Origin of the sequence: Pseudomonas sp. PS01301 (genome assembly GCF_029960215.1) — a bacterium.
GTDB classification, from domain to species: domain Bacteria; phylum Pseudomonadota; class Gammaproteobacteria; order Pseudomonadales; family Pseudomonadaceae; genus Aquipseudomonas; species Aquipseudomonas coleopterorum.
In genome coordinates this window covers 19,244-44,939 of record NZ_JASCPM010000004.1, presented here as the reverse complement: position 1 = coordinate 44,939, position 25,696 = coordinate 19,244, and the positions used below count along the sequence as shown (strand labels likewise).

Sequence of the window (25,696 nt, the reverse complement as noted above, 5' to 3'; positions counted from 1 at the left end):
GCCCGTATAATGCCGGCCATTATGGCGCCGCTGCGCGTCGAAGAAATAGCCCCTCGCTCCCTTCCAGGATTGTCCCCATGTTCAAGGCCTTGCGCTTCTTTGGTTGGCCGCTGTTGACCGGCATATTGATTGCCCTGCTGGTTATCCTGCGCTTTCCGCAATGGGTGGGCCTGCCCAGCCAGGACGTCAACCTGCAGCAGGCGCCGCAAAGCGCCAGCGTCATCCAGGGCCCGGTGTCCTACGCCGACGCCGTGGCGATTGCCGCCCCCGCCGTGGCCAACCTGTACACCACCAAAGCGGTCAACAAGGGCGCTCACCCGCTGTTCGAAGATCCGCAGTTCCGCCGCTTTTTCGGCGACAACCTGCCCAAGCAGCGGCGCTGGGAATCGAGCCTGGGCTCGGCGGTGATCATGAGCCCGGAAGGCTACCTGCTCACCAACAACCACGTGACCGCAGGTGCCGACCAGATCGTGGTCGCCCTCAAGGACGGCCGTGAAACCCTCGCCCGGGTGATCGGCAGCGATCCGGAGACGGACCTGGCAGTGCTCAAGATCGACCTGAAGAACGTTCCGGCCATCACCATCGGGCGTTCCGACGGCATCCGCATCGGCGATGTCGCCCTGGCCATCGGTAACCCTTTCGGGGTAGGCCAGACGGTGACCATGGGTATCATCAGCGCCACCGGCCGCAACCAGCTGGGCCTCAACACCTACGAAGATTTCATCCAGACCGATGCGGCGATCAACCCCGGCAACTCCGGCGGCGCCCTGGTGGATGCCAACGGCAACCTGACCGGCATCAACACGGCGATCTTCTCAAAGTCTGGGGGTTCGCAGGGCATCGGCTTCGCCATCCCGACCAAGCTGGCGCTGGAGGTGATGAAGTCGATCATCGAACATGGCCAGGTGATTCGCGGCTGGCTGGGCATCGAAGTGCAGCCGATGACCGAGGAGCTGGCCGAGTCGTTCGGCATCAAGGACCGGCCAGGCATCGTGGTCGCAGGCGTCTTCCAAGGCGGCCCGGCACAGAAAGCCGGTTTGCAACTGGGCGACGTCATCCTCAGCATCAATGGCGAGGCGGCCGGCGATGGACGTCGGTCGATGAATCAGGTGGCCCGCACCAAGCCAGGCGACAGGATCGCCATCCAGGTGATGCGCAAGGGCAAGGAGCTCACCTTGAACGCCGAGGTGGGCCTGCGCCCGCCACCGGCGCCGGCGGCGGTGAAGAAGGAAGAGAACTAACGATTGTGGGGTAAAGCAAGGATCTGTGTTTACCTGCTCCACTTTCTAACCTTCTTCAGAAAGAGAGGTCTGGATAGAGCGCCCCGTCAGCACGGATCTTCGCCTACCTGAAAAGAGGATAGAGCCAGCAGCGGCTTTCCTATTTCCAATAGAAAACAGGCACTTCTGAAACAGCACCAAGCCCTCCAATAGCAGCCTATAGGTTTCTACGACGCCAGCTTGCTAAATTTGGCTGTTATATCTGAATACCAATAACCGCCGTCATAAGCGATGCAAGCAACAAGCGTGTCTCTGTGGTCAACTTTACGATGCAAGCGCCGAGCCACTGCCAGGCATCCCGCGGAGCTGTTACCGATGTAAATCCCTCGCTGCGCATATGCCCACCGCTGGGTGTCGATCATCTCTTCAATGGTCACTTTTTGAACGGAATACACCAGACTCCAGTCCAGGAACGGCGGAGCAACACCTACTGACATACCTTCTAGCCGATGATCCCTAAACTCGCCTAAACGGGTATCACACTCTTCAGGTTCTACCAAATGGGCCTGTACTGTAAATCCGCTTCCAGACAACGCACGACAAACGCCTGTGAAGCTAGCCCCCGTACCAGCGCATCCGATGAACAATATTTTTTGAGCATTGCTGATAGCTCGAATCTGATCTGCAAGCTCTCGTCCCGTTTCTATCTGGTGAGCCTCTAAACCTAAGGCATTGCTAAACTGATCGGTATAAAAATATTGTTTACTGCCGCAGTCTCGGTGACTGAGATAGTGATCAACTACCTCAGCCGGCGTTGCCCCTTTCTCCAGCATATCATGACCAATCAGTTTGGCCCCGAGACCAGCGAGCAGTTCTTTTTTTCTGGCGCTATAACCCAGTCCTATTGCCAACTCTACCTGTACACCATAAGGCTGGCATGCTGCCAGAAGGCCGAACCCGAAATTACCGCCCGTTTTTTCAATGACGGTTGTCCGGCCAGGTACAATGCGACCCGAACCTATGGAAGACTCGACTATATGGCGCGCCGCTCTATATTTATGGCTCCCTCCCGGATTATTCATCTCCAACTTCATGAGAAGCCCAGGACACATCATCAAACTTTGGCTGAGTGTCATTTCACCACCTGCTTCTTGGCCGCGGTTCGACGTGTGACTGTAATGAAATAAGCGATGAGTGCCAACATCAGCATCGCCACACCAGCGTTGGTACCGCTCCACCCTACCATGGCGAGTAGCAGGCCTGGAAGAAACGCCCCAGCAGTCGCCATAACGGCGATAACAAGGTCATTGACACCTTGGACCTTGATGGGCTCTCTGTTGCCTTCAAGTCGAAGGGCAAGCATCGCGCCTCCTGCCACATAGGTGAAGTTCCAACCCACACCTAACACAACCAATGCAATCAATATGGAAGCCTGCGATAGGTAAAGAAAATTGATCATGGCGGCCGTTGCCAATAGCACTAGCCCTAGCAACACCATCCGATTGACGCCCATTCGGGCAATCAGATATCCAGTGATGAAGGAAGGCGCAAACATAGCGAACACGTGCCACTGAACAGCGACACCGATGACCTGAAAATGCGTATGCATAGCCGCCATCTGCAACGAGGCTTGGATCATGAGCAAATTCATGAGCCCATACCCCATTGCCGCAAAAATGATAGGCGGCGCAAGATCCCAGTCAAAACTGTTTCGAAGAGGCGCAGGTATCGCGCTATTAGCTGAATGTTTCGTCTCAGCTATTGGCGTCATCTGATTAACAGTGGCGGATATGACCGCCAGCAGCACAAAAAAACCGTAGCACAGCGCGAACTCGCTGAAGTCACCCACGGAACGAAGCGAAGTCGCCACCCATGGACCAATGAAGGCTGCCACAACGCCTCCAGCCACGACCAAGGAAATCGCCTTTGCCTTCAGTTTGGCACTGAGCCCATCGGTTGCGGCAAATCGATTGAAGTTTGCGAAGGCAATGTACCCTCCTAGTGCGGCGTGAGCAGCCATGAGCCAATAAAAGCTACCTGTCTGCAGGGCATAAAAGCCGGTGATTCCAGAGACCGCCAGCGCCAAACTGCCTAAATGAAAACCAGCCCGGCGGCCATAGACGCTCATAAATTTCGATGCTGGGTAGGTTGCTAACATCAGAGAAAAAAACTGCATGCCATAGGGTAAAGTTGACCACGCCGGCGAGGGCGCGAGTTGAGCGCCTATCACGGCCGCCATTGTCACCGACATAACGGCGGCCGTGAGATTGGCAGACTGGGCCATGAAATAAAGATATGTTTTTACGGGAAGCCTATCAAAACTCATACGTATTCCTTTTCTTATAATTTTATCTATGGCTTTTCTGATAATGCACGCGCCAGCTAAAGATCAAGTGCTGCGCCTTATCGACCTCACCACATTTTTGGTACCATCGAGCGTTACTCGGTGCTGAGCTGGGACATCCTCCGAGATAAGACAATGTGCACCAATCATCGTATCATCCCCAATCGAAACCGGACCTAAAATACTTGCAAACGCACCGACTTGAACACGATCCCCCAACGTTGGATGGCGCAAGCAAGGCGGATTATTACAAATGCTCCGCGCTCCCAAAACAACGCCTCCCAAGATATAGCAGTCATGTCCGATTTTCGTTGTTTCTCCTATGACAGTGCCATATCCATGATCAAGAACAAAACGATTACCAATCTCACACCTGAAGTGAATTTCAGCCCCCGACAAGAGCTTTCCTCGCCGACTAAGCAACCCTGCATAAACAACAGCACTCGCTGAGTCAGCCGAAGCTAACGGCAGCTTATAAACATAATTCGCCAATCGGTAGTGCAACACTGCCGCGTAAGAAGTGTAAGTTCTCGCTATAAATTCAAGGTCACGTTGAGAGGCTGGATCTTTCGACGCGAATGCTTTCAAGTCTTCATAGGCGGCTTGTATAACAGAACTTAAATCTTGCCTCCTTAATATCTCAACGGCATCTTCTTTGGCAATGCATTCGAGCACAGCCGCTTTCAGAAATTGCTCTACCGTGCACTGAGCAAGCCTGTGCTGCTCAGCTGTGAACGTGAGTTTTAGCGATTCTTGTTGTTGTATATCCATTGATGTGCTCCGCAAAGCGCTCAAGAAGTTGTGCAGCTTGCACAACACAGGCTCAAAGAGGAATTTTGAATTGTTTCCTTATGCGAAGGTACAGGTACCTTACACACGCCCCATGGCCAAGGACAATGACAAGGAACAGAGATCGCGGTTTCGGGGCAGGCTGGGGATAGGTGTCAGATTAATATGGATCGCTGAGATCGCGTTACCGTCCTATGGCCCCTCCTTTCGGGGGGGACCAAGGACAACGCAGAGCCCCTGCGTGACTTACAGCGCGTCCAGCAACGCCTGATTCTGCTCCGGCGTACCAATGCTGATGCGCAGAAACTGGGCAATGCGTTCCTGTTTGAAGTGCCGCACGATCACACCTTTCTCCCGCAGGCGAGCGGAGATGCCTGCCGCGTCCTGTTTGGGATGACGGGCGAAAATGAAGTTGGCCGCCGAAGGCAGCACGTCGAACCCACGCTGATGCAGCCCTTCGACCAGTTTTTCCCGGCTGGCGATGACCTTGGCGCAGGTGTCTTCGAAGTAGGCCGTGTCGGCGAAGGCCGCAGCGGCACCGGCGACGGCGATGCGGTCGATCGGATAGGAGTTGAAGCTGTTCTTGATGCGCTCCAGCGCCTCGATCAGATCTGGATGCCCCACCGCCAGGCCGACCCGCAGGCCGGCCAACGAGCGTGATTTGGACACGGTCTGGGTGACCAGCAGGTTCGGATAGCGATCGACCAGTTTGATCGCCGTTTCGCCACCGAAGTCGACGTAGGCTTCGTCCACCACAACGACCGAGTCCGGGCTGGCCTTGACGATCTGCTCGACTGCCTCCAGCGGCAACAAGCAACCGGTGGGTGCGTTCGGGTTGGGGAAGATGATCCCGGCGTTGGGCTTGGCATAGTCGTGCGCACGGATCTGGAACTGGTCATCCAGCGGCACGGCCTCGAAGGGAATGCCATACAAACCGCAGTAGACCGGATAGAAGCTGTAGCTGATGTCCGGAAACAGCAGCGGTTGGTCATGCTGGAACAAGCCGTGGAAGATATGCGCCAGCACCTCGTCCGAACCATTGCCCAGAAACACCTGGTTGGTCTGCACACCGTAATAGTCCGCCACGGCTTGCTTGAGCAGATCGCTGTTGGGGTCCGGGTACAGGCGCAGGGCATCACTCAACTCGGCGCGCATGGCTTCGATCGCCTTGGGCGATGGGCCGTAGGGGTTCTCGTTGGTGTTGAGCTTGACCAGGTTGGCGACCTTGGGTTGCTCGCCGGGCACGTAGGGCACCAAGTCCTTGACGAAAGGGCTCCAGAATTTGCTCATGCTCACTCCCCTTTTGCCAGATCGGATTGAATACGGTATTCGGCGCTGCGGGCATGGGCGCTCAGGGATTCACCCCGGGCCAGTACCGAAGCGGTCTTGCCCAGTTCGGAAGCCCCCTGCTCGGAGCAGAAGATGATCGACGAACGCTTCTGGAAGTCATAGACCCCCAAGGGCGAGGAAAAGCGCGCCGTGCCGGACGTCGGCAGCACATGGTTGGGACCTGCGCAGTAGTCGCCCAGCGCTTCACTGGTGTGACGACCCATGAAGATGGCACCGGCGTGACGTATCTGCGGCAGCCAGGCCTGAGGATCTTCGACCGACAACTCCAGGTGCTCCGGCGCGATGCGGTTGGCCACTTCGATGGCCTGCTGCATGTCGCGGACCTTGATCAACGCGCCACGGCCGTTGATCGAGGTATTGATGATCTCGGCACGCTCCATGGTCGGCAGCAACTTGTCGATGCTGGCCGCGACCTTGTCGAGGAACTCCGCATCGGGGCTGACCAGAATCGCCTGGGCGTCTTCGTCGTGTTCGGCCTGGGAGAACAGATCCATGGCGATCCAGTCCGGATCGGTGCCGCCGTCGCAGACCACGAGAATCTCGGAGGGACCTGCGATCATGTCGATCCCGACCTGGCCGAACACATGGCGCTTGGCCGTCGCCACATAGATGTTGCCAGGGCCGACCACCTTGTCCACCCGCGGCACGCTTTCAGTGCCGTAGGCCAGGGCCGCAACGGCCTGGGCGCCGCCGATGGTGAACACGCGGTCGACCCCGGCGATGCAGGCCGCTGCCAGTACCAGTTCGTTGACCTCGCCTCGCGGCGTGGGCACGACCATGACCACTTCGGTCACGCCCGCCACCTTCGCCGGAATGGCATTCATCAGCACTGACGAGGGGTACGACGCCTTGCCGCCAGGCACATACAGGCCGGCGCGATCCAGCGGCGTCACTTTCTGGCCGAGCACAGTGCCATCGGCTTCGGTATAGCTCCAGGAGTCCTGCTTCTGCTTTTCGTGATACAGGCGCACCCGCTCGGCGGCGGTTTCAAGCGCTTCGCGCTGGGCCTCGGTGATGCGCGTGAGCGCCAGTTCCAGGCGCTCGCGCGGCAGGATCAGGTCGGCCATCGACGCCACCTGCAGACCATCGAAGCGCTCGGTGAACTCGACCAGCGCAGCATCGCCCCGCTCGCGCACGGCCTTGATGATGTCCAGCACCCGCTGATTGACCGAATCATCGGACACACTTTCCCAGCTCAACAGATGGTCCAGATGGCGGGCGAAGTCCGGATCAGTGGCATCGAGTCGGCGAATAGCAGTGGAAGCGGTCATGGCGGGCCTCAAATAATGGCAATTGCTCAAGCGCCGATAGATTACCAATCGATCCACATGGGCACTTGAGTTATTTGGCTATGATGCGGATAGACGGGCGCGGGTTGCGAACCCGCGCGGGAAAGTCAGCCGCGGTGTCGCGACTCCACTGCCTTGCGCAGGGTGTCGATCAACGCCTGGATGCGGGCGTGCTGCATCTTCATGGAGGCTTTGTTCACCACCAGCCGGGAGCTGATGTGGGCGATCAATTCCTGAGGTTCCAGGCCATTGGCGCGCAGGGTGTTGCCGGTGTCGACGACATCGATGATCTTGTCGGCCAGGCCCACCAGCGGTGCCAGCTCCATGGAGCCGTACAGTTTGATGATATCGACCTGACGACCCTGCTCGGCATAGTAACGCTTGGCAACGTTGACGAACTTGGTGGCGACGCGCAGACGACCCGTGGGCTCGGCGGCACCGATGGCGCCCGCCGTCATCAGCTTGCACTGGGCAATCTGCAGATCCAGCGGCTCGTACAGGCCCTGGCCGCTGTATTCGAGCAGGACATCCTTGCCGGCAACGCCCAGGTCGGCAGCACCGTGTTCGACATAGGTCGGCACATCGGTGGCGCGCACGATCAGCAGGCGCACATCGTCCTGGGTCGTGGGAATGATCAGCTTGCGGCTCTTGTCCGGGTTTTCGGTGGGCACGATGCCCGCCTCGGCCAGAAGCGGCAATGTATCGTCAAGAATGCGGCCTTTGGACAACGCAATGGTCAACATGGGAAACGTCAGTCCTTACAGGAAAGTTTCTGGCAACGCCCGGGCGCATCCCTGCGCCCGGCTCGCTTATCAGCCCGGTACGCGACGGATCTTGGCGCCCAGCATCTGCAGTTTTTCTTCGATGCACTCGTAGCCACGGTCGATGTGGTAGATGCGGTCGATCAGGGTATCGCCTTCAGCCGTCAGCGCGGAAATCACCAGGCTGGCCGAAGCCCGCAGGTCGGTAGCCATGACGGGCGCGCCCTTGAGCTTTTCGGCACCGGTGACGATGGCTGTGTTGCCTTCGACCTGGATCTGCGCGCCCATGCGGTGCATTTCGTACACGTGCATGAAGCGGTTTTCGAAGATGGTCTCGATCACCGCGCCCGTGCCTTCGGCAATGGCATTGAGCGAGATGAACTGCGCCTGCATGTCGGTGGGGAACGCAGGGTATGGCGCGGTACGGACATTGACCGCCTTGGGCCGCTTGCCGTGCATGTTCAGTTCGATCCAGTCGGCGCCCGTGGTGATCTCGGCACCCGCTTCGCGGAGCTTCTCCAGCACCGCTTCGAGGATGGTCGGATCGGTGTCCTTGACCTTGACCCGGCCGCCGGTGCAGGCCGCAGCCACCAGGTAGGTGCCGGTCTCGATGCGATCGGGCATGACCTTGTAGGTCGCCGAGTGCAGACGCTTGACGCCATCGATGGTGATGGTGTCGGTGCCTGCGCCCTGGACATTGCCGCCCATGGCGTTGATGAAGTTGGCCAGGTCGACCACTTCCGGCTCGCGCGCGGCGTTCTGCAACACGCTGCGACCGTTGGCCAGCGCCGCAGCCATCATGATGTTCTCGGTACCGGTCACGCTGACGGTATCGAAGAAGAAGTTGGCACCGCGCAGACCGCCCTCGGGGGCCTTGGCCTTGATGTAGCCGGCTTCCACGTCGATCACGGCGCCCATGGCTTCCAGACCACGGATGTGCAGGTCGACCGGACGCGAGCCGATCGCGCAACCGCCGGGCAACGCCACTTCGGCCTCACCGAAACGGGCGACCATCGGGCCCAGCACCAGGATCGAGGCGCGCATGGTCTTGACCAGTTCGTACGGCGCAACCAGGGTCTTGATGGTGCGCGGATCGATCTCCACCGCCAGCTTCTCGTCGATCACCGGCTCGATGCCCATGCGGCCGAACAGCTCGATCATGGTGGTGATGTCGTGCAGGTGCGGCAGATTGGCGACCGTCACCGGCCCATCGGCCAGCAAGGTAGCGGCCAGGATCGGCAAGGCGGAGTTCTTCGCCCCGGAAATGCGGATTTCGCCATCAAGGCGAACGCCGCCAGTAATAATCAGTTTGTCCATTGGAGTCTCGACGCGGGGTGGCTCAGGAACGCTCAGCCCAGGCTGCGCTGCTGAAGAATTTCATGGTGATCGCATGGATGCTGCCATCGGCGATCCATGGGTTCAAATGAGCATAGATCTGTTGCTGGCGCTTGACCGGACTGAGCGCAGTCAGCTCGTCACTGATCACGTTCAGCTGGAAATTGCAGCCTTCGCCTTCGACTTCCACCTGCACTCCGGGCAGTTTGGATTCAAGGAAACCCTTCACTTCTACAGCCTGCATGCTCAACCTCGATCGGCGCCCTGTGCGCGCGGGTCGGCCATCATACAAAAAAGCCCTCCGACTGCGAACCCCGGATTCACGGGATCAGGTCAGAGAGCTGTTACGACGGCCAATCAATTCTGTGAAAAGAAGTCGCTCATGCCAGTGACCTGAGCGATCTGACGCATGTCGTGCGGCAATGCCTGAACCCGCACGCTCTTGCCAGCGGCCTGCGCATCGCGCATGAAGCCCAGCAGCAGGGACAAGCCCACGCTGCTCGACTTTTCCACGCCGGTGCAGTCGATGATCAGCGCGGCGTCCTGGCTGGACTGGATCAGTGCCTGCCCCTGCTTGCGCAGGGCCGCACCGCAGCGGTAATCCAGCACACCGGCCAGGCTCAGCTGATCGCCCGACAGTTCGACACGACCCTGTTCCATCACTGCGCGCTCGTCGGTGCAGCTTTGTCGGTCACTTCCTTGGCCTTGGCGACTTCGCCAGCCCAACCATCGATGGTCTTGTCCAGGTCGTTGCCGTTACGCTGCATACTGTCGGCGAACTGATCGCGGAACAGCTTGCCGATGTTGATGCCGTTGATGATGACGTTACGCACCTTCCACTCGTTGTTCAGGTTTTCCAGGGTGTAGGAAACCGGATACACCGCCCCGCCCGTGCCTTTGACCTGCATGTCGACGCTGGTGCGCGTACCGCTTTCGTCCTTGGCCGGACCCACGGTGATGCCCTGGTTGTTGTACTCGAGCAAGGCGTTACCGTAGAACTGCATCAAGCTGCGCTTGAAGTTTTCCTGGAACCGGGCCATCTGCGCAGGGGTAGCCTTGCGCGAATACTTCACGGTCATGATGCTGCGCGAAATGCCATCGGCGTCGACCACGGGACCAACGATGGTGTTGAGCGCGTCGTAGAACGCCTGCGGATTGCTGCGGTAGGTGTCGCGGTTCTTTTCCAGATCCGACAGCAATCGGTCGGTGACGCCCTGCACCACCTGATGTGCGGACACCGCAGGCGCTGCATTGGCCCACATCGGCAGCAGAGCCACCAGAACCAGCAGGCTGCGTCGCATGATCGAAAACATGGATAACTCCTTATTTGGCATCTTTGCTGACTGTATTGAGCAGGAACTTGCCGATCAGGTCTTCGAGCACCAGGGACGACTGGGTGTCATGGATGGTACCGCCGTCGGCGAGCAAGGCCTCTTCGCCACCCACACTGATACCAATGTACTTCTCGCCCAGCAGACCCGCAGTCAGGATGGAAGCAGTGGAGTCGGTGGGCAGGTTGTCCACTTTCTTGTCCAGCTGCAGGGTCACCCTTCCGGTGAAGGTGTCGCGATCCAGATCGATGGCCGTGACCTTGCCGATGGTCACACCGGCCATGGTCACCTTGGCTCTGACAGTCAAACCGGCGATATTGTCGAAATAGGCATAAAGTTTGTAGCTCTCGGTGTTCGCGCTGGTGGACAGACCACTGACACGCAAGGCCAACAGCAGCAAAGCCAGGATACCGGCCAGAAGGAACAGGCCGACTCCGACTTCCATTGATCGGTTTTGCATCAGAAATCTCCAAACATCAGGGCGGTCAGAATAAAGTCCAGGCCCAGGACGGCCAGCGACGCATAGACCACGGTCTTGGTGGTGGCGCGGCTGATGCCCTCGGACGTGGGTTCACAGTCATACCCCTGGAACACGGCGATCCAGGTGACGACGAAAGCGAATACCAGGCTCTTGATCACACCGTTGAGCACGTCATCGGTGAAATTGACGCTGTTCTGCATGTTGGCCCAGAACGATCCTTCGTAGACCCCCAGCCAATCGACGGCCACCCAGGATCCACCCCAGATACCGACGACGCTGAAGATCATGGCCAGCAGCGGCAGGGAAATGAAACCGGCCCACAGCCTTGGCGCAACGATGTACTTGAGCGGGTCGACGCCGATCATTTCCAGGCTCGACAACTGCTCGGTCGATTTCATGTTGCCGATCTCGGCAGTCAGTGCCGACCCTGCGCGACCGGCGAACAATAGAGCGGTCACCACCGGCCCGAGTTCACGCAACAGCGTGAGCGCGACCATTTGTCCGACCGCCTGCTCGGAGCCGTACTTGGCCAGGATGCTGAAGCCCTGCAACGCCAGTACCATGCCGATGAACACACCGGACACGACAATGATCAGCAGCGACATCACACCCACGGAATACAGCTGCTTCATCAGCAGTTGAAAACCGCCACCGATCCCGCCGCGGCCCACCAGCGCGTGACCCAGGAACAGCCCGGAACGCCCCAGGATGCCGACCATGTCGATGGCCGATCGACCGAACAGGCGCACTCGCTCCATGATTGATTTCTTGCGCATCAACGCTTCCCCAGCAGATCGGCGCGGTAATCGGGCGCGGAAAAATGAAAAGGCACGGGGCCGTCGGGATCGCCCTTCATGAATTGACGGACGCGCGGATTGTCCGACGCCATCAGTGCCTCGGGCGTACCATGACCCAGCACCTGACCATCGCCGACCACATAGATGTAGTCGGCAATGCTCGCGGTTTCCGCCAGGTCGTGGGAGACCACGATACTGGTGATGCCCAGGGCATCGTTGAGCAGACGGATCAGCCGGACCAACACGCCCATGGCGATCGGATCCTGGCCGACGAACGGTTCGTCGTACATCAGTATCTGCGGATCCATGGCAATGGCACGGGCCAATGCGACACGACGCTTCATGCCACCGGACAATTCGTCGGGCATCAGTTCGATGGCGCCACGCAGCCCGACGGCCTGCAGCTTCATCAGAACGATGTCGCGGATCATGTCTTCGGGCAGGTCGGTATGCACCCGCAGCGGGAAGGCCACGTTCTCGAACACGTCCAGGTCGGTGAACAGCGCTCCGCTCTGGAACAGCACGCCCATGTGCTTGCGCGCATCGAACAGGTCGCTGCGCGATAGCTTGGGCAGGTTCTGGCCATTGACCCAGACCTCGCCGCCGGTGGGTCGCAGCTGGGCGCCCATCAGACGCAGGAGCGTCGTCTTGCCGCTACCTGAAGGCCCCATGATACCGGTGACCTTGCCGCGAGGAATGCGGATATCGACATCGTTGAAAATGCTCCGCGCACCGCGCTTGAAAGAAACCCCTTTCAGCTCGACCGCGTAGGCGCTATCGGCACTCATTTAAACTCCTTGCAGTGCAACCTTACCCTCGGACGCTCATCTTCTGACCGAAGACACTTGGCGCGGACAGGCCGAACAAGCGGCGAACTATAGCATTGCAGACAGGTGCCGCCCAAGATCGATCCATTGGCGTGCCGTGTCGTTGATTTGTACAGGCCGCAAAATAGGCAGGTGAGTCGCTCGCCCATTCCCGCTATAATCGCCGCCTTTTCACCGGGCCTACCGATTTTCGCCATGAGCCAGACCAGCGACCTGATCCAATCCGCGCACCGCACCATCCGTCTCGAGATCGAAGCGGTAGAGGGCCTGCTTGCCCATATCGATGCCGATTTCGTGCGCGCCTGCGAACTGATCCTCGAAAGCGACGGCCGCGTGATCGTGCTGGGCATGGGCAAATCCGGGCACATCGGCAACAAGATCGCCGCGACCCTGGCCAGCACCGGCACCCCGGCGTTTTTCGTGCATCCTGCCGAGGCCAGCCACGGCGACATGGGCATGATCACCCGCCAGGACGTCATCCTGGCCCTGTCCAACTCCGGTTCGACCGCAGAAATCGTCACACTGCTGCCTTTGATCAAGCGCATGGGCATTCCCATGATCAGCATGACCGGCAACCCCGACTCGCCCCTGGCCCAGGCCGCCGAGGTCAACCTCGACGCCCGTGTCGCCCAGGAAGCCTGCCCGTTGAACCTGGCACCGACCTCCTCCACCACGGCGACCCTGGTGCTGGGCGATGCCCTGGCCATCGCCCTGCTCGAGGCGCGAGGCTTCACCGCCGATGACTTCGCCTTCTCCCATCCCGGTGGCGCCCTGGGTCGTCGCCTCCTGCTCAAGGTCGAACACGTCATGCATACCGGCACTGCGCTGCCACAGGTAGCACGCGGTACGCTGCTGCGCGATGCGCTGATGGAAATGACCCGCAAGGGGCTGGGCATGACCGCCGTCCTGGAGGCCGACGGTCGCCTGGCCGGGATCTTCACCGATGGCGACCTGCGGCGCGCATTGGATCGCACCATCGATGTCCACAACACTCGAATCGAAGACGTCATGACTTCCCACGGCAAGACCGCACGCGCCGACATGCTGGCCGCCGAGGCGCTGAAGATCATGGAAGACAACAAGATCAACTCACTGGTCGTGGTCGATGATCAGGACTGTCCGGTAGGCGCCTTCAACCTGGGCGACCTGCTGCGCGCGGGAGTCATGTAATGACCGGAAATGACGCAATGACCGATACTGGCAGCAGCGAGCTTCTGCAACGTGGCAAGGCCATCAAGCTGGCCGTATTCGACGTCGACGGCGTACTGACCGATGGCCGCCTGTATTTCCTGGCCGACGGCAGCGAGTTCAAGAGCTTCAGCACGCTGGATGGCCAAGGGATCAAGATGCTCATCAACAGCGGCGTGACCACTGCGATCATCACCGGCCGCAGCAGCCCGGTGGTGGAGCGGCGCGCCCGCAACCTGGGCATCGCCCACCTGTTCCAGGGCCGCGAAGACAAACTCGTGGTCCTCGATGGCCTGCTCGCCGAACTGGGTCTGAGCTATGAGCAAGTGGCCTATCTGGGTGACGACCTGCCCGACTTGCCGGTGATTCGCCGGGTGGGGCTGGGCATGGCAGTGGCCAATGCCAATGCGTTCGTGCGCGAGCATGCCGACGGTGTGACCCAGGCCAGTGGTGGCATGGGCGCAGCGCGCGAGTTCTGCGAGCTGATCCTGGCTGCCCAAGGCAATCTCGAAGCGGCCCGCGCCGCCTACCTGTAGGGCCCGACATGCTGAACAAGAAAATCCGCAATATCGTGATCCTGGGTGTGCTGGGATTGCTGTTCGCCGCCATCGGCTACTGGGACATCAGTCCGGAGCGTTTCCTCGACCAACCTGCCGCGGCCGTCGACGAAAGCCAGATCGATTACTACGCTATCAACGCGAAGGCTCGCCAGTACCTGCCCGACGGTGGCGTGCAGTACGACATGACCGCCGACAAGGTCGAGCACGTCAAGACCTCGCAGGTGACCTTGCTGACCAAGCCCGACATGCAGCTGTACCGCGGCACTGTCTATCCATGGCACGTGACCAGCGACCGTGGCGAGGTCAATCCCGATGGCAGCCAGGTCGAGCTGATCGATTCGGTTCGCATCGCGCGCACCGACCAGAAAAGCCGCGCCACGCTGATCACCAGCTCGCGCATGACCGTTTTCCCACAGAAGCAATATGCGCAGACCGACCAAGACGTTAGAATCGACGGCGCCGGTGGCGTGTCGACGGCCAAGGGCATGAAAGCGTATCTGAATGACAGCAAGATCAACTTGCTGTCCAACGTAAGAGGACAGTATGAGGCTCGTTAAAACCCTCCCCTTTTTGCTCAGCCTGAGCGCAGCACTGGGAAGCGCGAGCGCCTGGGCACTGCCCACTGACCGCGATCAGCCCATTCATATCCAGTCCGACGATGCCCAGCTCGACGACAAACAGGGTGTGGCGACCTACAAGGGCAATGTGATCATTACCCAGGGGTCGATGAAGATCACCGGCAACACCGTGACCATCACTCGCAACGCCACCGGCGACGTGGACGTGTTCACTGCCGTCGGCAACCTGGCCTATTACGAGCAGAAACCTGCAGTGGACAAGCCCATCGTGCAGGCCTACGGCGTGACCATCCAGTACTTCGCGGCGCAGAACCGCATCGTGCTGATCGACAAGGCCAAGGTCATCAACGACGGCAACACCTCCGAAGGCGAGAAGATCGTCTATGACACGGTGCGTCAGGTGGTCAACGCTGGCCGTGCCACGGGCAGCAAGGTCACCACGCCTCGTCCGCGGATCGACATGGTGATCCAGCCCAAGAAGAAATCCGACGCACCGCAGAAGGCCCAGTAATGGCAGTCCTGAAAGCGCAGCACCTGGCCAAGAGCTACAAGAGCCGACAAGTCGTACGCGACGTGAGCCTGTCCATCGAAAGCGGACAGATCGTCGGCCTGCTGGGCCCCAACGGTGCCGGCAAGACCACCTGCTTTTACATGATCGTCGGCCTGGTGCAGGCCGACCAGGGTCGCGTCCTCATCGACGACCTGGATGTCAGCCACCAGCCAATGCACGGCCGCGCCCGTTCGGGTATCGGCTACCTGCCGCAGGAAGCCTCGATCTTCCGCAAGCTGTCGGTGGCCGACAACATCATGGCCATCCTGGAAACCCGCAAGGAACTCGACGCCGCGGCCCGTCTGGCCGAGCTCGAAGGCCTGCTGCAGGAGTTCCACATCACGCACATTCGCGACAACCTGGGCATGAGCCTCTCGGGTGGTGAACGCCGCCGCGTGGAGATCGCGCGGGCACTGGCCACCGCGCCCAAGTTCATCCTACTGGACGAACCCTTTGCCGGTGTCGACCCGATTTCGGTCGGCGACATCAAACAGATCATCCACCACCTCAAGACCAAGGGCATCGGCGTATTGATCACCGACCACAACGTCCGCGAGACCCTGGATATCTGTGAAACGGCCTATATCGTCAATGATGGCCAGTTGATCGCCGAAGGCGATGCCCAGACCATCCTGGCCAACGATCTGGTCCGCGAAGTCTACCTGGGCCACGAGTTTCGCTTGTAAAGCCCAAGGGCGCCATCGCCCTCCTGCGGGCATTAATTTTCATGGCGCCCTAGGCAAACACTCAGGTTTCAGGCATATAATTTGCTTACGACATAAGCCGGGTACCTCGGTACCCGTAGTAGAAGGCGCTTCGCGCCGGCGACCAAGGTGTTAAGTTCCTGCCATGAAACCATCGCTCGTCCTACGTATGGGCCAGCAACTGACGATGACACCGCAGTTGCAACAGGCCATCCGCCTTCTCCAGCTATCGACCCTGGACCTCCAGCAGGAAATCCAGGAAGCGCTGGAATCCAATCCCATGCTCGAACGCCAGGAAGAAGGCGACGACTTCGACAACAGCGACCCGCTGGCCGACAACATCGAGCAGAAGCCGACCCAGGAAATCCAGGAACCGAGCTTCCAGGAGTCTGCGCCGACGGTGGACAACCTCGAGGAAGGCGACTGGAACGAGCGCATCCCCAACGAATTGCCGGTCGACACAGCCTGGGAAGACATCTACCAGACCAGTGCCAGCAGCCTGCCGAGCAACGATGACGACGAGTGGGACTTCACCACCCGCACGTCGGTCGGCGAGAGCCTGCAGACGCACCTGTTGTGGCAGCTGAACCTGGCGCCCATGTCCGATACCGATCGGCTGATCGCCGTGACCATCATCGACTGCATCAACAATCAGGGTTATCTGGACGAGACGCTGCAGGAAATCTGCGACTCGTTCGACCCCGAGCTGGACATCGAACTGGACGAGATCGAAGCAGTGCTGCATCGCATCCAGCAGTTCGAACCGGCCGGCATCGCCGCCCGCGACCTGAGCGAATGCCTGACGCTGCAACTGCGCCAGCTACCGGCCAAGACCCGCTGGCTGGCCGAAGCACAGCGTCTGGTGAGCGATTTCATCGATATGCTGGGCTCGCGTGACTACAGCCAGCTGATGCGCCGCATGAAGCTCAAGGAAGACGAACTGCGCCAGGTCATCGAACTGGTGCAGAGCCTGAACCCGCGGCCCGGCTCGCAGATCGAATCCAGCGAACCCGAATACGTCGTGCCCGACGTCATCGTGCGCAAGGACAACGACCGCTGGCTGGTCGAGCTCAATCAGGAGTCGGTCCCGCGGCTGCGGGTCAATCCGCAGTACGCCGGCTTCGTGCGGCGCGCCGACACCAGCGCCGACAACACCTTCATGCGCAACCAGCTCCAGGAAGCGCGCTGGTTCATCAAGAGCCTGCAAAGCCGCAACGAAACCCTGATGAAAGTTGCCACCCAGATCGTCGAGCATCAGCGTGGCTTCCTCGATTACGGCGACGAGGCCATGAAGCCCCTGGTGCTGCACGACATCGCCGAGGCGGTGGGCATGCACGAGTCGACCATTTCTCGGGTGACCACGCAGAAATACATGCACACGCCGCGTGGCATATACGAGCTGAAATACTTTTTCTCCAGCCATGTCAGCACCTCCGAGGGGGGCGAATGCTCCTCCACCGCGATCCGCGCGATCATCAAGAAACTGGTCGCCGCCGAAAATCAGAAAAAGCCGTTGAGTGACAGCAAGATCGCTGGTTTACTGGAGGCACAAGGCATCCAGGTAGCCCGCCGAACGGTCGCCAAGTATCGCGAGTCCCTAGGGATTGCGCCGTCCAGCGAACGCAAGCGGTTGATGTAGCCCTGCGATGTGCCACAGCGTTCCAGTGGCAGGCACCCAAGCCTGCTTCTTTATGCAATGGCAATAAGGAGAAGCGGTATGCAAGTCAACATCAGTGGACACCAACTGGATGTGACCGAACCCCTGCGAACCTACATCGGGGAAAAACTCGAGCGTCTCGAACGCCACTTCGACAAGATCACCAACGTGCAGGTGATCATGGAGGTCGAGAAGCTCAAACAGAAAATCGAAGCCACCCTGCGCATACCCGGTGGCGAGGTGGTTGCCAACGCCGAACATGACGACATGTACGCGGCCATCGATCTGCTTACCGACAAGCTGGATCGCCAACTCAAAAAGCATAAGGAAAAACAGCAGAGTCTGTTGCAAGGCGCGACTGCTCGCTGACACTCCCCACCCATGATCCGATTAGAAACCATCCTGACCCCCGGCCGTTCACGTGTGAACGTGCCGGGCGGCAGCAAGAAGAAAGCACTCGAAGAGATCGCCAACCTGATCGGTCGTGAAGTGCCATCGCTCGACACCCAAACCGTGTTCGAAGCGCTCATTGCCCGTGAAAAACTGGGCTCCACCGGATTCGGTAACGGCATCGCCATACCGCATTGCCGGCTCAAGGGCTGCGATACGCCGGTCAGTGCCCTCGTTCACCTGAGCGCGCCGATCGACTACGACGCAATCGATGGCGCCCCCGTCGACCTGCTATTCGTGCTTCTGGTGCCCGAAGCGGCTACCGATGCGCACCTGGAATTGCTCCGCCAGATCGCCAGCATGCTCGATCGCAAGGAAGTGCGCGAAAGACTGCGTTCGGCGCCCAGCAATCAAGCCTTGTACCAAGTGGTACTGGACGAACAGAACGGTCGTTAACCATGCGTTTGATCATCGTCAGTGGTCGCTCAGGCTCAGGCAAGAGCACTGCCCTGGATGTTCTCGAAGACAACGGTTTCTATTGCATCGATAACTTGCCGGCTGGGCTGCTGCCCGAACTGGCCGAGCGTGCGTTGATCCACACCGAACTGGCGCAGCCCCAGGTGGCGGTATCGATCGATGCGCGTAATCTGCCCAGCCATCTGTCACGCTTTCCGCAGTTACTGGCTGAAATGCGCGCCAAGCACATCCAATGCGATGTTCTGTACCTGGACGCCGACGAAGAAACGCTGCTCAAGCGCTTCTCCGAGACCCGACGTCGACACCCTCTGAGCAACAGCAACCGCTCGCTGGCCGAAGCCATCCGGGTGGAAAGCGATCTGCTCGGGCCTATCGTCGACTTGGCCGATCTCAAGATCAACACCACCAGCCTCAACCTCTACCAGCTACGCGACGCCATCAAGGTGCGGCTGCTGAACAAGCCGGAGCCGGGCACCGCGTTTCTGGTGGAATCGTTCGGCTTCAAGCGTGGCATGCCGATAGACGCCGACCTGGTGTTCGACGTGCGCTGCCTGCCCAACCCGTACTGGAAGCCGGAATTGCGCGAACAGTCCGGGCTCGATGCGCCGGTAGCCGAATACCTGGCAGCGCAGCCGGACGTCGAAGAGATGTATCAGGACATCTCCTCTTACCTGCTCAAATGGCTGCCCCGCTTTGCTGCCAGCAGCCGCGCCTACGTCACGATCGCCATTGGCTGTACAGGCGGGCATCATCGCTCGGTATACTTGACCGAGCGCTTGGGCCGATTGCTGCAGCAGTCGCTCAAGAACGTCCAGGTTCGCCATCGCGACCTCAGCTGAAAGGATCCCCCGCGCAATGCCCGCCCTCCAAGTAGAAATCATCAACAAGCTCGGCCTGCACGCCCGCGCCGCGGCAAAATTCGTCGGCGTCGCTGGGCGCTATCCCTGCCAGGTGCGTGTCGGTCGCACGCCAGAGTCACTGGTCGATGGCAAGAGCATCATGGGTGTGATGATGTTGGCAGCCGGCAAAGGCACCACCATTCACTTGCACACCGAAGGCGAGCAGGATCAGGAAGCGCTGGACGCCATCGTCAAGTTGATCAACGACAAGTTCGACGAAGGCGAGTAAGCCAGGCCAGCAGCCGAGAGGCGGGACCTGGGTGGCGGCCATCGAGCCCTCCGCCTCCCAGGTACCAGAGTCAAGACAACGCTGTGTCCATGACCATCATCAGACAGAAACCGACACACAGGCCCAGACTTGCCAGCTTGTGATGGCCGTTGCTGCGTGATTCGGGAATGATTTCGTGGGTCACGACCAGCAGCATGGCGCCGGCTGCAAAGGCCAGGCCCAGAGGTAGCAGCAGCTCGCCCATGCGCACCAGCCAGGCACACAGTACCGCAAACACCGGCTCCACCAACCCGGATGCGGCACCAATCAGGAAAGCCTTGTAGCGCGCCATGCCGGCCCCGGCCAGAACCAGCGCGATCACCAGCCCTTCAGGCACATCCTGCAAGGCAATACCCATCGCCAGGCTGTCGGCGTCGTGCATGCCGCCGCCTGCCGAAACGCCGATGGCCATGCCCTCCGGGATGTTGTGCGCGATGATGGCGATCACGAAGATCCAGATACGTGCCGGGATCACTGGCTGTTGCGTGGTGCCCACCAGGTAATCCGGGGTAACGCCGGATACCCTCCTGTCCACCAGGTACAGGCAGAAAGCTCCGGACATGATGCCCAGGCTCATCAGGGCACCAGCGCCCCAGCGCGAGAAACCGATCGCCGCTGCCGCATCCAGGCCGGGGATGATCAGCGAGAAGGCGGTAGCGGCGAGCATCACGCCGGCACCGAAACCCAGCAATGTATCGGCCACCGCGACGGGCATGCTGCGGATGACCAATACCGGAACCGCGCCCAAGGCGGTGCCCAAGGCGCAGATGGCACCGCCCTCGAGTGCGCGCAGGATGCGCGGTTCGAGGTCGAGCCAGTCCAGCAGCTCGCCCACCAGCAGGGCTGCGCCGGCCAGCAGCAACACCGTGCCCAGTGCCAGACGAAAACGGCGAACACTGGCCAGCGCGAAGGTCTGTGATCCCATGGCCAGACTCAGCTCAACGCGGCTTGGTAGCGCTTCTCGACATTGGCCCAGTCGACCACGTTGTAGAACGCATTGATGTATTCCGGCCGACGGTTCTGATACTTGAGGTAGTAGGCATGCTCCCAGACATCGAGCCCCAGGATGGGCGTGTTGCCATTCATCAACGGGCTGTCCTGGTTACCGCTGCTCTCCACCACCAGCTTCTTCTCCGGCGTGACGCTGAGCCAGGCCCAGCCGCTGCCGAAGCGACTCAGGGCAGCTTTGGTGAACGCTTCCTTGAAGGCGTCGAACCCGCCCAGTTCGGCATCGATGGCCTGGGCAACGCTGCCTTGGGGCTGACCGCCGCCATTGGGCGACATGACTTCCCAGAACAGGCTGTGGTTGGCATGTCCGCCACCGTGATTGGTAACGGCGCCACGCAGGTTTTCCGGCAGCTGCTTGACCGAGGCCACCAGCTTTTCTACCGGCCATTCTGCGTACTCGGTACCTTCGATGGCGGCGTTGACGTTGGTGATGTAGGTCTGGTGATGCTTGGTGTGGTGGATCTCCATGGTCGCGGCATCGATGTGCGGCTCCAGGGCGTCATAGGCATACGACAGGGCGGGCAAGGTATAGGGCATTTTCAGTGAACTCCGTAGGGAAGGTGATCGGATTGCGTGACCGCTGGCGCGACGTCGATGTCGGCGGCGCCACACAGCAACCGGTGGGTACGGGGGTATTCGCCATGCTGGCGAGTGAAGCCGAGCAGCTCGGCGTAGGTCTTGCCGGCATGACGCAACGCGGCCTCGCGCAACGCTGGCTGCAGCCGAGGGTCCTGCGTCGCACGCAACAAGCGTTCATGGATGGCGCACAGGTATTCGGCGCTTTCTTCGGGTTGATGCAGTTGCAGATGCAGGTCAGCCAGGTTGTGATGGGAAATGACGCACGCGGCCACCGCTTCGTCGACATCCGCCCAGCGTTCGAACAGCACCTGAGCCCAAGCGAGGGCTTGCAGGTAGTGTTCGCGCGCATCGATCAGCTCGCCCCGGACAAAGCAGGCGTTGGCCGTCTCCGTGATACGTTTCCAGTGCTGCATGGCGCAGGTCTCCCAGCAGTCGCCGAGCGGTCAGATACCGCCGGCTGTGAGCTTTTCCGGGTCGAGCAGGTCGCTGAGCTGCTCGCGGCTCAGGTCGGTGTGCTCCAGCGCGACGTCGATGATCGGCCGACCTTCCTTGTAGGCTAGCTTGGCAATCTGGGCAGCCTGCTGATATCCGATGATCGGATTAAGTGCCGTCACCAGAATCGGGTTGCGCCCGAGCGCTTCCTTGAGCTTGGCCTCGTTGACCTTGAACGTCGCGATCGCCTTGTCGCCCAGCAGACGACTGGCATTGGCCATCAGTTCGATGCTGGACAACAGGTTGTGGGCAATGATCGGCAGCATCACATTGAGCTCGAAATTGCCGGACTGACCGGCGATGGCGATCGCCGCGTCATTGCCTATGACCTGCGCCGCCACCATGGCGGTCGCCTCGGGAATCACCGGGTTGACCTTGCCCGGCATGATCGAGGAACCCGGTTGCAGGGCCTCGAGTTCGATTTCACCCAGGCCGGCCAGTGGCCCGGAGTTCATCCAGCGCAAGTCGTTGGCGATCTTCATCAGGGTGACGGCGGTGCCTTTGAGCTGGCCGGACACGGCCACTGCAGTGTCCTGGGAGCCGATCAGGGCGAACAGGTTCTGGCCTTGGGTGAACTCGACACCGGTCAGCTCGCCAAGGTGATGACAGAAACGCCGGGCGAACTCGGGATGCGCGTTGATCCCGGTGCCCACCGCCGTGCCGCCCTGTGCCAACGCCTGCAAGGCAGGCTGCAGCGCTTGCAGGTGGTCGATGTTGGCCTGGATCTGCGCAGCCCAGCCATGCAGCACCTGGCTCATGCGCACCGGCATGGCATCCATCAGGTGCGTGCGGCCGGTCTTGACGAAGGCGTGAACCTGCTCGGCCTTGGTCTGGGTGACCTGCACCAGGTGCCGCAGCGCAGGCAGCAGTTGTTCATGCACGGCCAGCGCAGCGCTCACGTGAATGCTGGTGGGAATGATGTCGTTGCTGCTCTGGCCGCAGTTGACGTGGTCGTTGGGATTGACCGGCTCGTCGACAAGGCGGCCCGCCAGGGTCGCGATGACCTCGTTGGCGTTCATGTTGGAGCTGGTGCCAGAGCCGGTCTGATAGATGTCGACCGGAAAGTGCTGCATGAAGTCGTCGGCCAGCAGTTGTTCGCAGGCACGCACGATGGCATCGCCCTGGCCGGCGCTGATCTGCGCAAGCTCGACGTTGGCCTTCGCCGCAGCGGCCTTGGCCAGGATCAGCGCGCGGATGAACTGGGTCGGCATGCGCTGCCGGCTGATCGGAAAATTGTCGACGGCCCGCTGGGTCTGGGCGCCATACAGGGCCGCCTCCGGTACCTGCAGTTCGCCCATGCTGTCACGCTCGATACGGGTGTTACTCATCGCAATATCCTTGCAGCAGATCAGTGAGTGGAATCGAAGGCAGCAGCTCGCAGCGCGCCAGCTGATGGGCGCAGTCCTGCCACTGGCGGACCTGGGCTGGCTGTGCCGCGCAATTGCGCAGGTCACGCAAGGGCCGCCAGGCCTGGTCCAGACACAGGCTGCGCCAGTGCCACGGCAGGGCTTGATCGAGGGCGGTAGCGAGCATCAGGCGAAAGGCGCCGTGAGCCACGGACCAGGAAGAAGTCGGGGTAAAGCGCGCCAGGTAGCGGCCTTGGGCGAGGTAGTGTTCGATGAGTCGCGGCTCGTCGGGCGCCAGCGCGCAACGGATTTGCAGGCCGAGCCAATGCCAGTTTTCGAGATGGGCGAATTCGTGAACGGCAGAACTCATCGGCGCACCTTTTTGCCGGAATGAGTTTTATTATTGATTGATATTGAGAATCAACACAAGCGCCCATGTGGGCACCTGTGCTGCAAACCGTGCCGGCCGCGACGGACCGGCGGTAGGATCAGCTGCCGGCGACTGTCATGCGCTCGATCAGGACCGAGCCTGTGCGAATGTTGCTGCGCAGCTCCAGATCGTTACCCACGGCGACGATCTGTTTGAACATGTCGCGCATGTTCCCGGCAATGGTCACTTCCTGGACCGGGAACTGGATCTCGCCATTTTCGACCCAGAATCCGGCAGCACCGCGCGAGTAGTCGCCGGTGACCATGTTCAGGCCGTGGCCCATCAACTCGGTGACCAGCAAGCCACGCCCCATGCGCCGCAGCAGCGCTTTCTGGTCTTCGTCGCCATGGGTCACGAACAGGTTGTGCACGCCACCGGAGTTGGCGGTGCTGGGCAGGCCCAGCTTGCGCCCCGAATAGGTACTGAGCACATAGGAGACCAGTTCACCGTTCTCCACGAACGGCTTGGCGTAGGTGGCCAGGCCATCGCCGTCGAACGCTGCGCTGCCCATGGCACGCATCAGGTGCGGACGCTCGTCCAGGGTCAGCCACTCGGGGAACAGGCGCTGCCCCATCGCCCCTTCCAGGAACGAGGACTTGCGATACAGATTGCCCCCGGAAACGGCGGCCAGGAAATTGCCGAACAAGCCCCCAGCCAGCTCGGCTGAAAACAGCACCGGTACCTCGCAGGTCGGCACCGGACGTGCGCCCAATCGGGCCGCAGCCCGCTGTGCGGCGCGCTGGCCGATGGCAACAGGATCGGCGAGCAATTCGCCCTGACGATTGACGTCGTACCAGTAGTCACGCTGCATCTGCCCGTTGGCTTCGGCGATCATTACGCAGCTGAGGCTGTGCCGGGTCGACGCATAGCCGCCGATGAAACCATGGCTGTTGCCGTACACGCGGCAGCCCTGGTGGGTGTTGAGCGTGGTGCCGTCGGCGTTCTTGATCAGGGGTTCGGCATCGAAGGCGGCCGCTTCGCAGGCCAGGGCCTTTTCGATGGCCTGCTCGGGCGTGATGTCCCAGGCGTGGTAAAGGTCGAAGTCCGGCTGCTCGCGCGCCATCAGGGCGGCGTCGGCCAGGCCCGAACTTTCATCTTCGGAGGTGTGCTTGGCGATCGCCAGCGCCGCGGCGACGGTTTCGCGAATGGCCTGTGAACCGCTGGCCGAAGTGCTGGCCGAGCCCTTGCGCTGGCCAACGTACAGCGTGATGCCAAAGCCCTGGTCGCGGTTGAACTCGACAGTTTCCACCTCGCGCTGACGCACCGACGTGGACAGGCCCTGTTCCAACGAAACCGCCACTTCACAGGCACTGGCGCCCTGGCGTTTGGCTTCGTCGATGATCTGCTGCACTTGCTCCTGCAGGACGGGCAGTGCCTGCGGGCCGACGCTCTGGGGTGCGTTCATGGTGTTCTCCACTCAAATTCGGGTTTCGGCGCGGGCCGATCTACGGCCGGGCCAGACAAGCGGCCCCCGACTGGTTATCATGGCGGCGTTTATTTGCGGACGGCCCCCATGGTTGATTCTTACGACGACTCCCTCGACGAGGGAAAAAGCAAAACTCAGGTCAAGCGCGAACTGCATGCGCTGACCGATCTGGGCGAGCGGCTCACCACGCTCAAGCCGGACATGCTCGATCGCCTGCCCCTGACCGACGCTCTGCGGCGGGCACTGGGCGACGCCTCCAAGCACACGGCGCATATCGCGCGCAAACGTCACATCCAGTTCATCGGCAAGCTGATGCGCGACCAGGACATCGAGGCGATTCTGGTGCTGCTCGATCAACTGGACGCCTCCACCCGGCAGTACAACGAACGTTTCCACAACCTGGAGCGTTGGCGCGATCGATTGGTAGCAGGCCCGGACCAGGTGCTGGAGGCGTTCTTCGCCGAGTACCCGGAAACCGACCGCCAACACCTGCGCAACCTGGTCCGCCAGGCCCAGCACGAGACGGCTCACAACAAGCCGCCCGCCACCACGCGCAAGATCTTCAAATACATCCGCGAGCTGGACGAAACCCAACGCGGCCTGCGCTGACAGGCCCGCGG

The 25,696-nt window shown here is 60.5% G+C and carries 31 protein-coding genes; 12 read left to right on the top strand and 19 right to left on the bottom strand.

Annotation, left to right across the window (positions count from 1 at the left end; all coding sequences use genetic code 11):
* Positions 1-77 precede the first annotated feature (77 nt).
* A complete protein-coding gene (gene algW, locus QMX89_RS02995; protein ID WP_282346726.1) occupies positions 78-1,241 on the top strand; it encodes a Do family serine endopeptidase AlgW in 1,164 nt (387 codons plus the stop codon).
* Positions 1,242-1,447: 206 nt separating this feature from the next.
* On the opposite strand, the gene QMX89_RS02990 is transcribed toward algW, so the two are convergent.
* The 13 genes from QMX89_RS02990 to QMX89_RS02930 form a co-directional block, all read right to left on the bottom strand.
* On the bottom strand, positions 1,448-2,356 hold the full coding sequence (locus QMX89_RS02990; protein WP_282346725.1) for a pyridoxal-phosphate dependent enzyme: 909 nt from the start codon (positions 2,354-2,356) through the stop codon (positions 1,448-1,450).
* A complete protein-coding gene (locus QMX89_RS02985) occupies positions 2,353-3,546 on the bottom strand; it encodes an MFS transporter (RefSeq protein ID WP_282346724.1) in 1,194 nt (397 codons plus the stop codon). The genes QMX89_RS02990 and QMX89_RS02985 overlap by 4 nt, the downstream gene beginning before the upstream one ends.
* A gap of 63 nt (positions 3,547-3,609) precedes the next feature.
* A complete protein-coding gene (locus QMX89_RS02980) occupies positions 3,610-4,335 on the bottom strand; it encodes a serine O-acetyltransferase (protein WP_282346722.1) in 726 nt (241 codons plus the stop codon).
* Positions 4,336-4,599: 264 nt separating this feature from the next.
* A complete protein-coding gene (gene hisC, locus QMX89_RS02975; protein ID WP_282346720.1) occupies positions 4,600-5,643 on the bottom strand; it encodes a histidinol-phosphate transaminase in 1,044 nt (347 codons plus the stop codon).
* 2 nt (positions 5,644-5,645) lie between these two features.
* Entirely contained in the window at positions 5,646-6,974 is a 1,329-nt protein-coding gene (gene hisD / locus QMX89_RS02970; RefSeq protein ID WP_056845027.1) for a histidinol dehydrogenase, read from the bottom strand.
* Between the two features lie 125 nt (positions 6,975-7,099).
* Positions 7,100-7,735: an ATP phosphoribosyltransferase gene (gene hisG, locus QMX89_RS02965; protein ID WP_043186752.1), complete on the bottom strand. Its 636-nt coding sequence runs from the start codon at positions 7,733-7,735 to the stop codon at positions 7,100-7,102.
* A gap of 69 nt (positions 7,736-7,804) precedes the next feature.
* Positions 7,805-9,070: a UDP-N-acetylglucosamine 1-carboxyvinyltransferase gene (gene murA, locus QMX89_RS02960; protein WP_043186747.1), complete on the bottom strand. Its 1,266-nt coding sequence runs from the start codon at positions 9,068-9,070 to the stop codon at positions 7,805-7,807.
* 22 nt (positions 9,071-9,092) lie between these two features.
* Positions 9,093-9,332, bottom strand: a complete 240-nt coding sequence (locus tag QMX89_RS02955; protein WP_043186744.1) for a BolA family protein — start codon at positions 9,330-9,332, stop codon at positions 9,093-9,095.
* A 113-nt stretch (positions 9,333-9,445) separates the two neighbouring features.
* Positions 9,446-9,748, bottom strand: a complete 303-nt coding sequence (locus tag QMX89_RS02950) for an STAS domain-containing protein (protein ID WP_282346712.1) — start codon at positions 9,746-9,748, stop codon at positions 9,446-9,448.
* Positions 9,748-10,401: an ABC transporter substrate-binding protein gene (locus QMX89_RS02945; protein ID WP_049860589.1), complete on the bottom strand. Its 654-nt coding sequence runs from the start codon at positions 10,399-10,401 to the stop codon at positions 9,748-9,750. Before QMX89_RS02945 ends, QMX89_RS02950 begins: the two co-directional genes overlap by 1 nt.
* Before the next feature lie 10 nt (positions 10,402-10,411).
* Entirely contained in the window at positions 10,412-10,879 is a 468-nt protein-coding gene (mlaD, locus tag QMX89_RS02940; RefSeq protein WP_049860588.1) for an outer membrane lipid asymmetry maintenance protein MlaD, read from the bottom strand.
* A complete protein-coding gene (gene mlaE / locus QMX89_RS02935) occupies positions 10,879-11,676 on the bottom strand; it encodes a lipid asymmetry maintenance ABC transporter permease subunit MlaE (RefSeq protein ID WP_049860587.1) in 798 nt (265 codons plus the stop codon). Before mlaE ends, mlaD begins: the two co-directional genes overlap by 1 nt.
* Positions 11,676-12,485: an ATP-binding cassette domain-containing protein gene (locus QMX89_RS02930; protein WP_049860586.1), complete on the bottom strand. Its 810-nt coding sequence runs from the start codon at positions 12,483-12,485 to the stop codon at positions 11,676-11,678. The genes mlaE and QMX89_RS02930 overlap by 1 nt, the downstream gene beginning before the upstream one ends.
* Positions 12,486-12,719: 234 nt before the next feature.
* On the opposite strand from QMX89_RS02930, the gene QMX89_RS02925 reads away from it, so the two are divergent.
* From QMX89_RS02925 to QMX89_RS02880, 10 genes are all read left to right on the top strand, one after another.
* Complete coding sequence (locus QMX89_RS02925) at positions 12,720-13,694, top strand: KpsF/GutQ family sugar-phosphate isomerase (RefSeq protein ID WP_282346703.1); 975 nt, start codon at positions 12,720-12,722, stop codon at positions 13,692-13,694.
* A 17-nt stretch (positions 13,695-13,711) separates the two neighbouring features.
* Entirely contained in the window at positions 13,712-14,248 is a 537-nt protein-coding gene (locus QMX89_RS02920) for an HAD family hydrolase (protein WP_049860584.1), read from the top strand.
* Positions 14,249-14,256: 8 nt separating this feature from the next.
* Positions 14,257-14,829, top strand: coding sequence for an LPS export ABC transporter periplasmic protein LptC (gene lptC, locus QMX89_RS02915; protein ID WP_049860583.1), 573 nt, complete (start codon positions 14,257-14,259; stop codon positions 14,827-14,829).
* A complete protein-coding gene (lptA, locus tag QMX89_RS02910; protein WP_049860582.1) occupies positions 14,816-15,361 on the top strand; it encodes a lipopolysaccharide transport periplasmic protein LptA in 546 nt (181 codons plus the stop codon). The genes lptC and lptA overlap by 14 nt, the downstream gene beginning before the upstream one ends.
* A complete protein-coding gene (lptB, locus tag QMX89_RS02905) occupies positions 15,361-16,086 on the top strand; it encodes an LPS export ABC transporter ATP-binding protein (protein WP_049860581.1) in 726 nt (241 codons plus the stop codon). The genes lptA and lptB overlap by 1 nt, the downstream gene beginning before the upstream one ends.
* A 163-nt stretch (positions 16,087-16,249) precedes the next feature.
* Positions 16,250-17,743, top strand: a complete 1,494-nt coding sequence (locus QMX89_RS02900) for an RNA polymerase factor sigma-54 (RefSeq protein ID WP_049860580.1) — start codon at positions 16,250-16,252, stop codon at positions 17,741-17,743.
* A 78-nt stretch (positions 17,744-17,821) separates the two neighbouring features.
* Positions 17,822-18,130, top strand: a complete 309-nt coding sequence (gene raiA, locus QMX89_RS02895) for a ribosome-associated translation inhibitor RaiA (protein WP_049860579.1) — start codon at positions 17,822-17,824, stop codon at positions 18,128-18,130.
* 12 nt (positions 18,131-18,142) lie between these two features.
* On the top strand, positions 18,143-18,607 hold the full coding sequence (gene ptsN / locus QMX89_RS02890; protein WP_049860578.1) for a PTS IIA-like nitrogen regulatory protein PtsN: 465 nt from the start codon (positions 18,143-18,145) through the stop codon (positions 18,605-18,607).
* A gap of 2 nt (positions 18,608-18,609) precedes the next feature.
* Positions 18,610-19,467 (top strand): RNase adapter RapZ, encoded by an 858-nt coding sequence (gene rapZ / locus QMX89_RS02885; RefSeq protein WP_049860577.1) that lies wholly within the window; start codon positions 18,610-18,612, stop codon positions 19,465-19,467.
* Positions 19,468-19,483: 16 nt separating this feature from the next.
* Positions 19,484-19,756: an HPr family phosphocarrier protein gene (locus QMX89_RS02880; RefSeq protein WP_049860576.1), complete on the top strand. Its 273-nt coding sequence runs from the start codon at positions 19,484-19,486 to the stop codon at positions 19,754-19,756.
* A gap of 70 nt (positions 19,757-19,826) precedes the next feature.
* On the opposite strand, the gene QMX89_RS02875 is transcribed toward QMX89_RS02880, so the two are convergent.
* From QMX89_RS02875 to pmbA, 6 genes are all read right to left on the bottom strand, one after another.
* Positions 19,827-20,720 carry a ZIP family metal transporter gene (locus tag QMX89_RS02875; RefSeq protein WP_049860575.1) on the bottom strand — a complete coding sequence of 298 codons (894 nt, stop codon included), beginning with the start codon at positions 20,718-20,720 and terminating at the stop codon, positions 19,827-19,829.
* An 8-nt stretch (positions 20,721-20,728) separates the two neighbouring features.
* On the bottom strand, positions 20,729-21,340 hold the full coding sequence (locus QMX89_RS02870) for a superoxide dismutase (protein ID WP_049860574.1): 612 nt from the start codon (positions 21,338-21,340) through the stop codon (positions 20,729-20,731).
* Positions 21,341-21,342: 2 nt separating this feature from the next.
* Positions 21,343-21,795 carry a hypothetical protein gene (locus QMX89_RS02865; RefSeq protein WP_049860573.1) on the bottom strand — a complete coding sequence of 151 codons (453 nt, stop codon included), beginning with the start codon at positions 21,793-21,795 and terminating at the stop codon, positions 21,343-21,345.
* Between the two features lie 30 nt (positions 21,796-21,825).
* On the bottom strand, positions 21,826-23,202 hold the full coding sequence (locus QMX89_RS02860) for a class II fumarate hydratase (RefSeq protein ID WP_282346683.1): 1,377 nt from the start codon (positions 23,200-23,202) through the stop codon (positions 21,826-21,828).
* Positions 23,195-23,590: a FagA protein gene (locus QMX89_RS02855; protein ID WP_282346682.1), complete on the bottom strand. Its 396-nt coding sequence runs from the start codon at positions 23,588-23,590 to the stop codon at positions 23,195-23,197. Before QMX89_RS02855 ends, QMX89_RS02860 begins: the two co-directional genes overlap by 8 nt.
* Before the next feature lie 118 nt (positions 23,591-23,708).
* The gene (gene pmbA, locus QMX89_RS02850; protein WP_282346681.1) at positions 23,709-25,055 is read right to left on the bottom strand and encodes a metalloprotease PmbA; all 1,347 of its coding nucleotides are present in this window, start codon (positions 25,053-25,055) and stop codon (positions 23,709-23,711) included.
* A gap of 108 nt (positions 25,056-25,163) precedes the next feature.
* On the opposite strand from pmbA, the gene yjgA reads away from it, so the two are divergent.
* Positions 25,164-25,685: a ribosome biogenesis factor YjgA gene (gene yjgA, locus QMX89_RS02845; protein ID WP_049860569.1), complete on the top strand. Its 522-nt coding sequence runs from the start codon at positions 25,164-25,166 to the stop codon at positions 25,683-25,685.
* Positions 25,686-25,696 lie beyond the last annotated feature (11 nt).

What these genes read in the sequence shown, in the direction of transcription:
- lptA (WP_049860582.1), top strand. Translation starts at nt 14,816, where the DNA reads ATGAGGCTCGTTAAAACCCTCCCCTTTTTGCTCAGCCTGAGCGCAGCA.
- QMX89_RS02855 (WP_282346682.1), bottom strand. Translation starts at nt 23,590, where the DNA reads ATGAGTTCTGCCGTTCACGAATTCGCCCATCTCGAAAACTGGCATTGG.
- QMX89_RS02870 (WP_049860574.1), bottom strand. Translation starts at nt 21,340, where the DNA reads ATGCCCTATACCTTGCCCGCCCTGTCGTATGCCTATGACGCCCTGGAG.
- QMX89_RS02865 (WP_049860573.1), bottom strand. Translation starts at nt 21,795, where the DNA reads ATGCAGCACTGGAAACGTATCACGGAGACGGCCAACGCCTGCTTTGTC.
- QMX89_RS02985 (WP_282346724.1), bottom strand. Translation starts at nt 3,546, where the DNA reads ATGAGTTTTGATAGGCTTCCCGTAAAAACATATCTTTATTTCATGGCC.
- raiA (WP_049860579.1), top strand. Translation starts at nt 17,822, where the DNA reads ATGCAAGTCAACATCAGTGGACACCAACTGGATGTGACCGAACCCCTG.
- QMX89_RS02930 (WP_049860586.1), bottom strand. Translation starts at nt 12,485, where the DNA reads ATGAGTGCCGATAGCGCCTACGCGGTCGAGCTGAAAGGGGTTTCTTTC.
- QMX89_RS02945 (WP_049860589.1), bottom strand. Translation starts at nt 10,401, where the DNA reads ATGTTTTCGATCATGCGACGCAGCCTGCTGGTTCTGGTGGCTCTGCTG.
- QMX89_RS02920 (WP_049860584.1), top strand. Translation starts at nt 13,712, where the DNA reads ATGACCGATACTGGCAGCAGCGAGCTTCTGCAACGTGGCAAGGCCATC.
- QMX89_RS02980 (WP_282346722.1), bottom strand. Translation starts at nt 4,335, where the DNA reads ATGGATATACAACAACAAGAATCGCTAAAACTCACGTTCACAGCTGAG.
- mlaE (WP_049860587.1), bottom strand. Translation starts at nt 11,676, where the DNA reads ATGCGCAAGAAATCAATCATGGAGCGAGTGCGCCTGTTCGGTCGATCG.
- hisC (WP_282346720.1), bottom strand. Translation starts at nt 5,643, where the DNA reads ATGAGCAAATTCTGGAGCCCTTTCGTCAAGGACTTGGTGCCCTACGTG.
- algW (WP_282346726.1), top strand. Translation starts at nt 78, where the DNA reads ATGTTCAAGGCCTTGCGCTTCTTTGGTTGGCCGCTGTTGACCGGCATA.
- ptsN (WP_049860578.1), top strand. Translation starts at nt 18,143, where the DNA reads ATGATCCGATTAGAAACCATCCTGACCCCCGGCCGTTCACGTGTGAAC.
- pmbA (WP_282346681.1), bottom strand. Translation starts at nt 25,055, where the DNA reads ATGAACGCACCCCAGAGCGTCGGCCCGCAGGCACTGCCCGTCCTGCAG.
- QMX89_RS02880 (WP_049860576.1), top strand. Translation starts at nt 19,484, where the DNA reads ATGCCCGCCCTCCAAGTAGAAATCATCAACAAGCTCGGCCTGCACGCC.
- QMX89_RS02860 (WP_282346683.1), bottom strand. Translation starts at nt 23,202, where the DNA reads ATGAGTAACACCCGTATCGAGCGTGACAGCATGGGCGAACTGCAGGTA.
- lptB (WP_049860581.1), top strand. Translation starts at nt 15,361, where the DNA reads ATGGCAGTCCTGAAAGCGCAGCACCTGGCCAAGAGCTACAAGAGCCGA.
- murA (WP_043186747.1), bottom strand. Translation starts at nt 9,070, where the DNA reads ATGGACAAACTGATTATTACTGGCGGCGTTCGCCTTGATGGCGAAATC.
- hisG (WP_043186752.1), bottom strand. Translation starts at nt 7,735, where the DNA reads ATGTTGACCATTGCGTTGTCCAAAGGCCGCATTCTTGACGATACATTG.
- QMX89_RS02950 (WP_282346712.1), bottom strand. Translation starts at nt 9,748, where the DNA reads ATGGAACAGGGTCGTGTCGAACTGTCGGGCGATCAGCTGAGCCTGGCC.
- QMX89_RS02925 (WP_282346703.1), top strand. Translation starts at nt 12,720, where the DNA reads ATGAGCCAGACCAGCGACCTGATCCAATCCGCGCACCGCACCATCCGT.
- QMX89_RS02990 (WP_282346725.1), bottom strand. Translation starts at nt 2,356, where the DNA reads ATGACACTCAGCCAAAGTTTGATGATGTGTCCTGGGCTTCTCATGAAG.
- yjgA (WP_049860569.1), top strand. Translation starts at nt 25,164, where the DNA reads ATGGTTGATTCTTACGACGACTCCCTCGACGAGGGAAAAAGCAAAACT.
- mlaD (WP_049860588.1), bottom strand. Translation starts at nt 10,879, where the DNA reads ATGCAAAACCGATCAATGGAAGTCGGAGTCGGCCTGTTCCTTCTGGCC.
- rapZ (WP_049860577.1), top strand. Translation starts at nt 18,610, where the DNA reads ATGCGTTTGATCATCGTCAGTGGTCGCTCAGGCTCAGGCAAGAGCACT.
- QMX89_RS02900 (WP_049860580.1), top strand. Translation starts at nt 16,250, where the DNA reads ATGAAACCATCGCTCGTCCTACGTATGGGCCAGCAACTGACGATGACA.
- hisD (WP_056845027.1), bottom strand. Translation starts at nt 6,974, where the DNA reads ATGACCGCTTCCACTGCTATTCGCCGACTCGATGCCACTGATCCGGAC.
- QMX89_RS02875 (WP_049860575.1), bottom strand. Translation starts at nt 20,720, where the DNA reads ATGGGATCACAGACCTTCGCGCTGGCCAGTGTTCGCCGTTTTCGTCTG.
- QMX89_RS02955 (WP_043186744.1), bottom strand. Translation starts at nt 9,332, where the DNA reads ATGCAGGCTGTAGAAGTGAAGGGTTTCCTTGAATCCAAACTGCCCGGA.
- lptC (WP_049860583.1), top strand. Translation starts at nt 14,257, where the DNA reads ATGCTGAACAAGAAAATCCGCAATATCGTGATCCTGGGTGTGCTGGGA.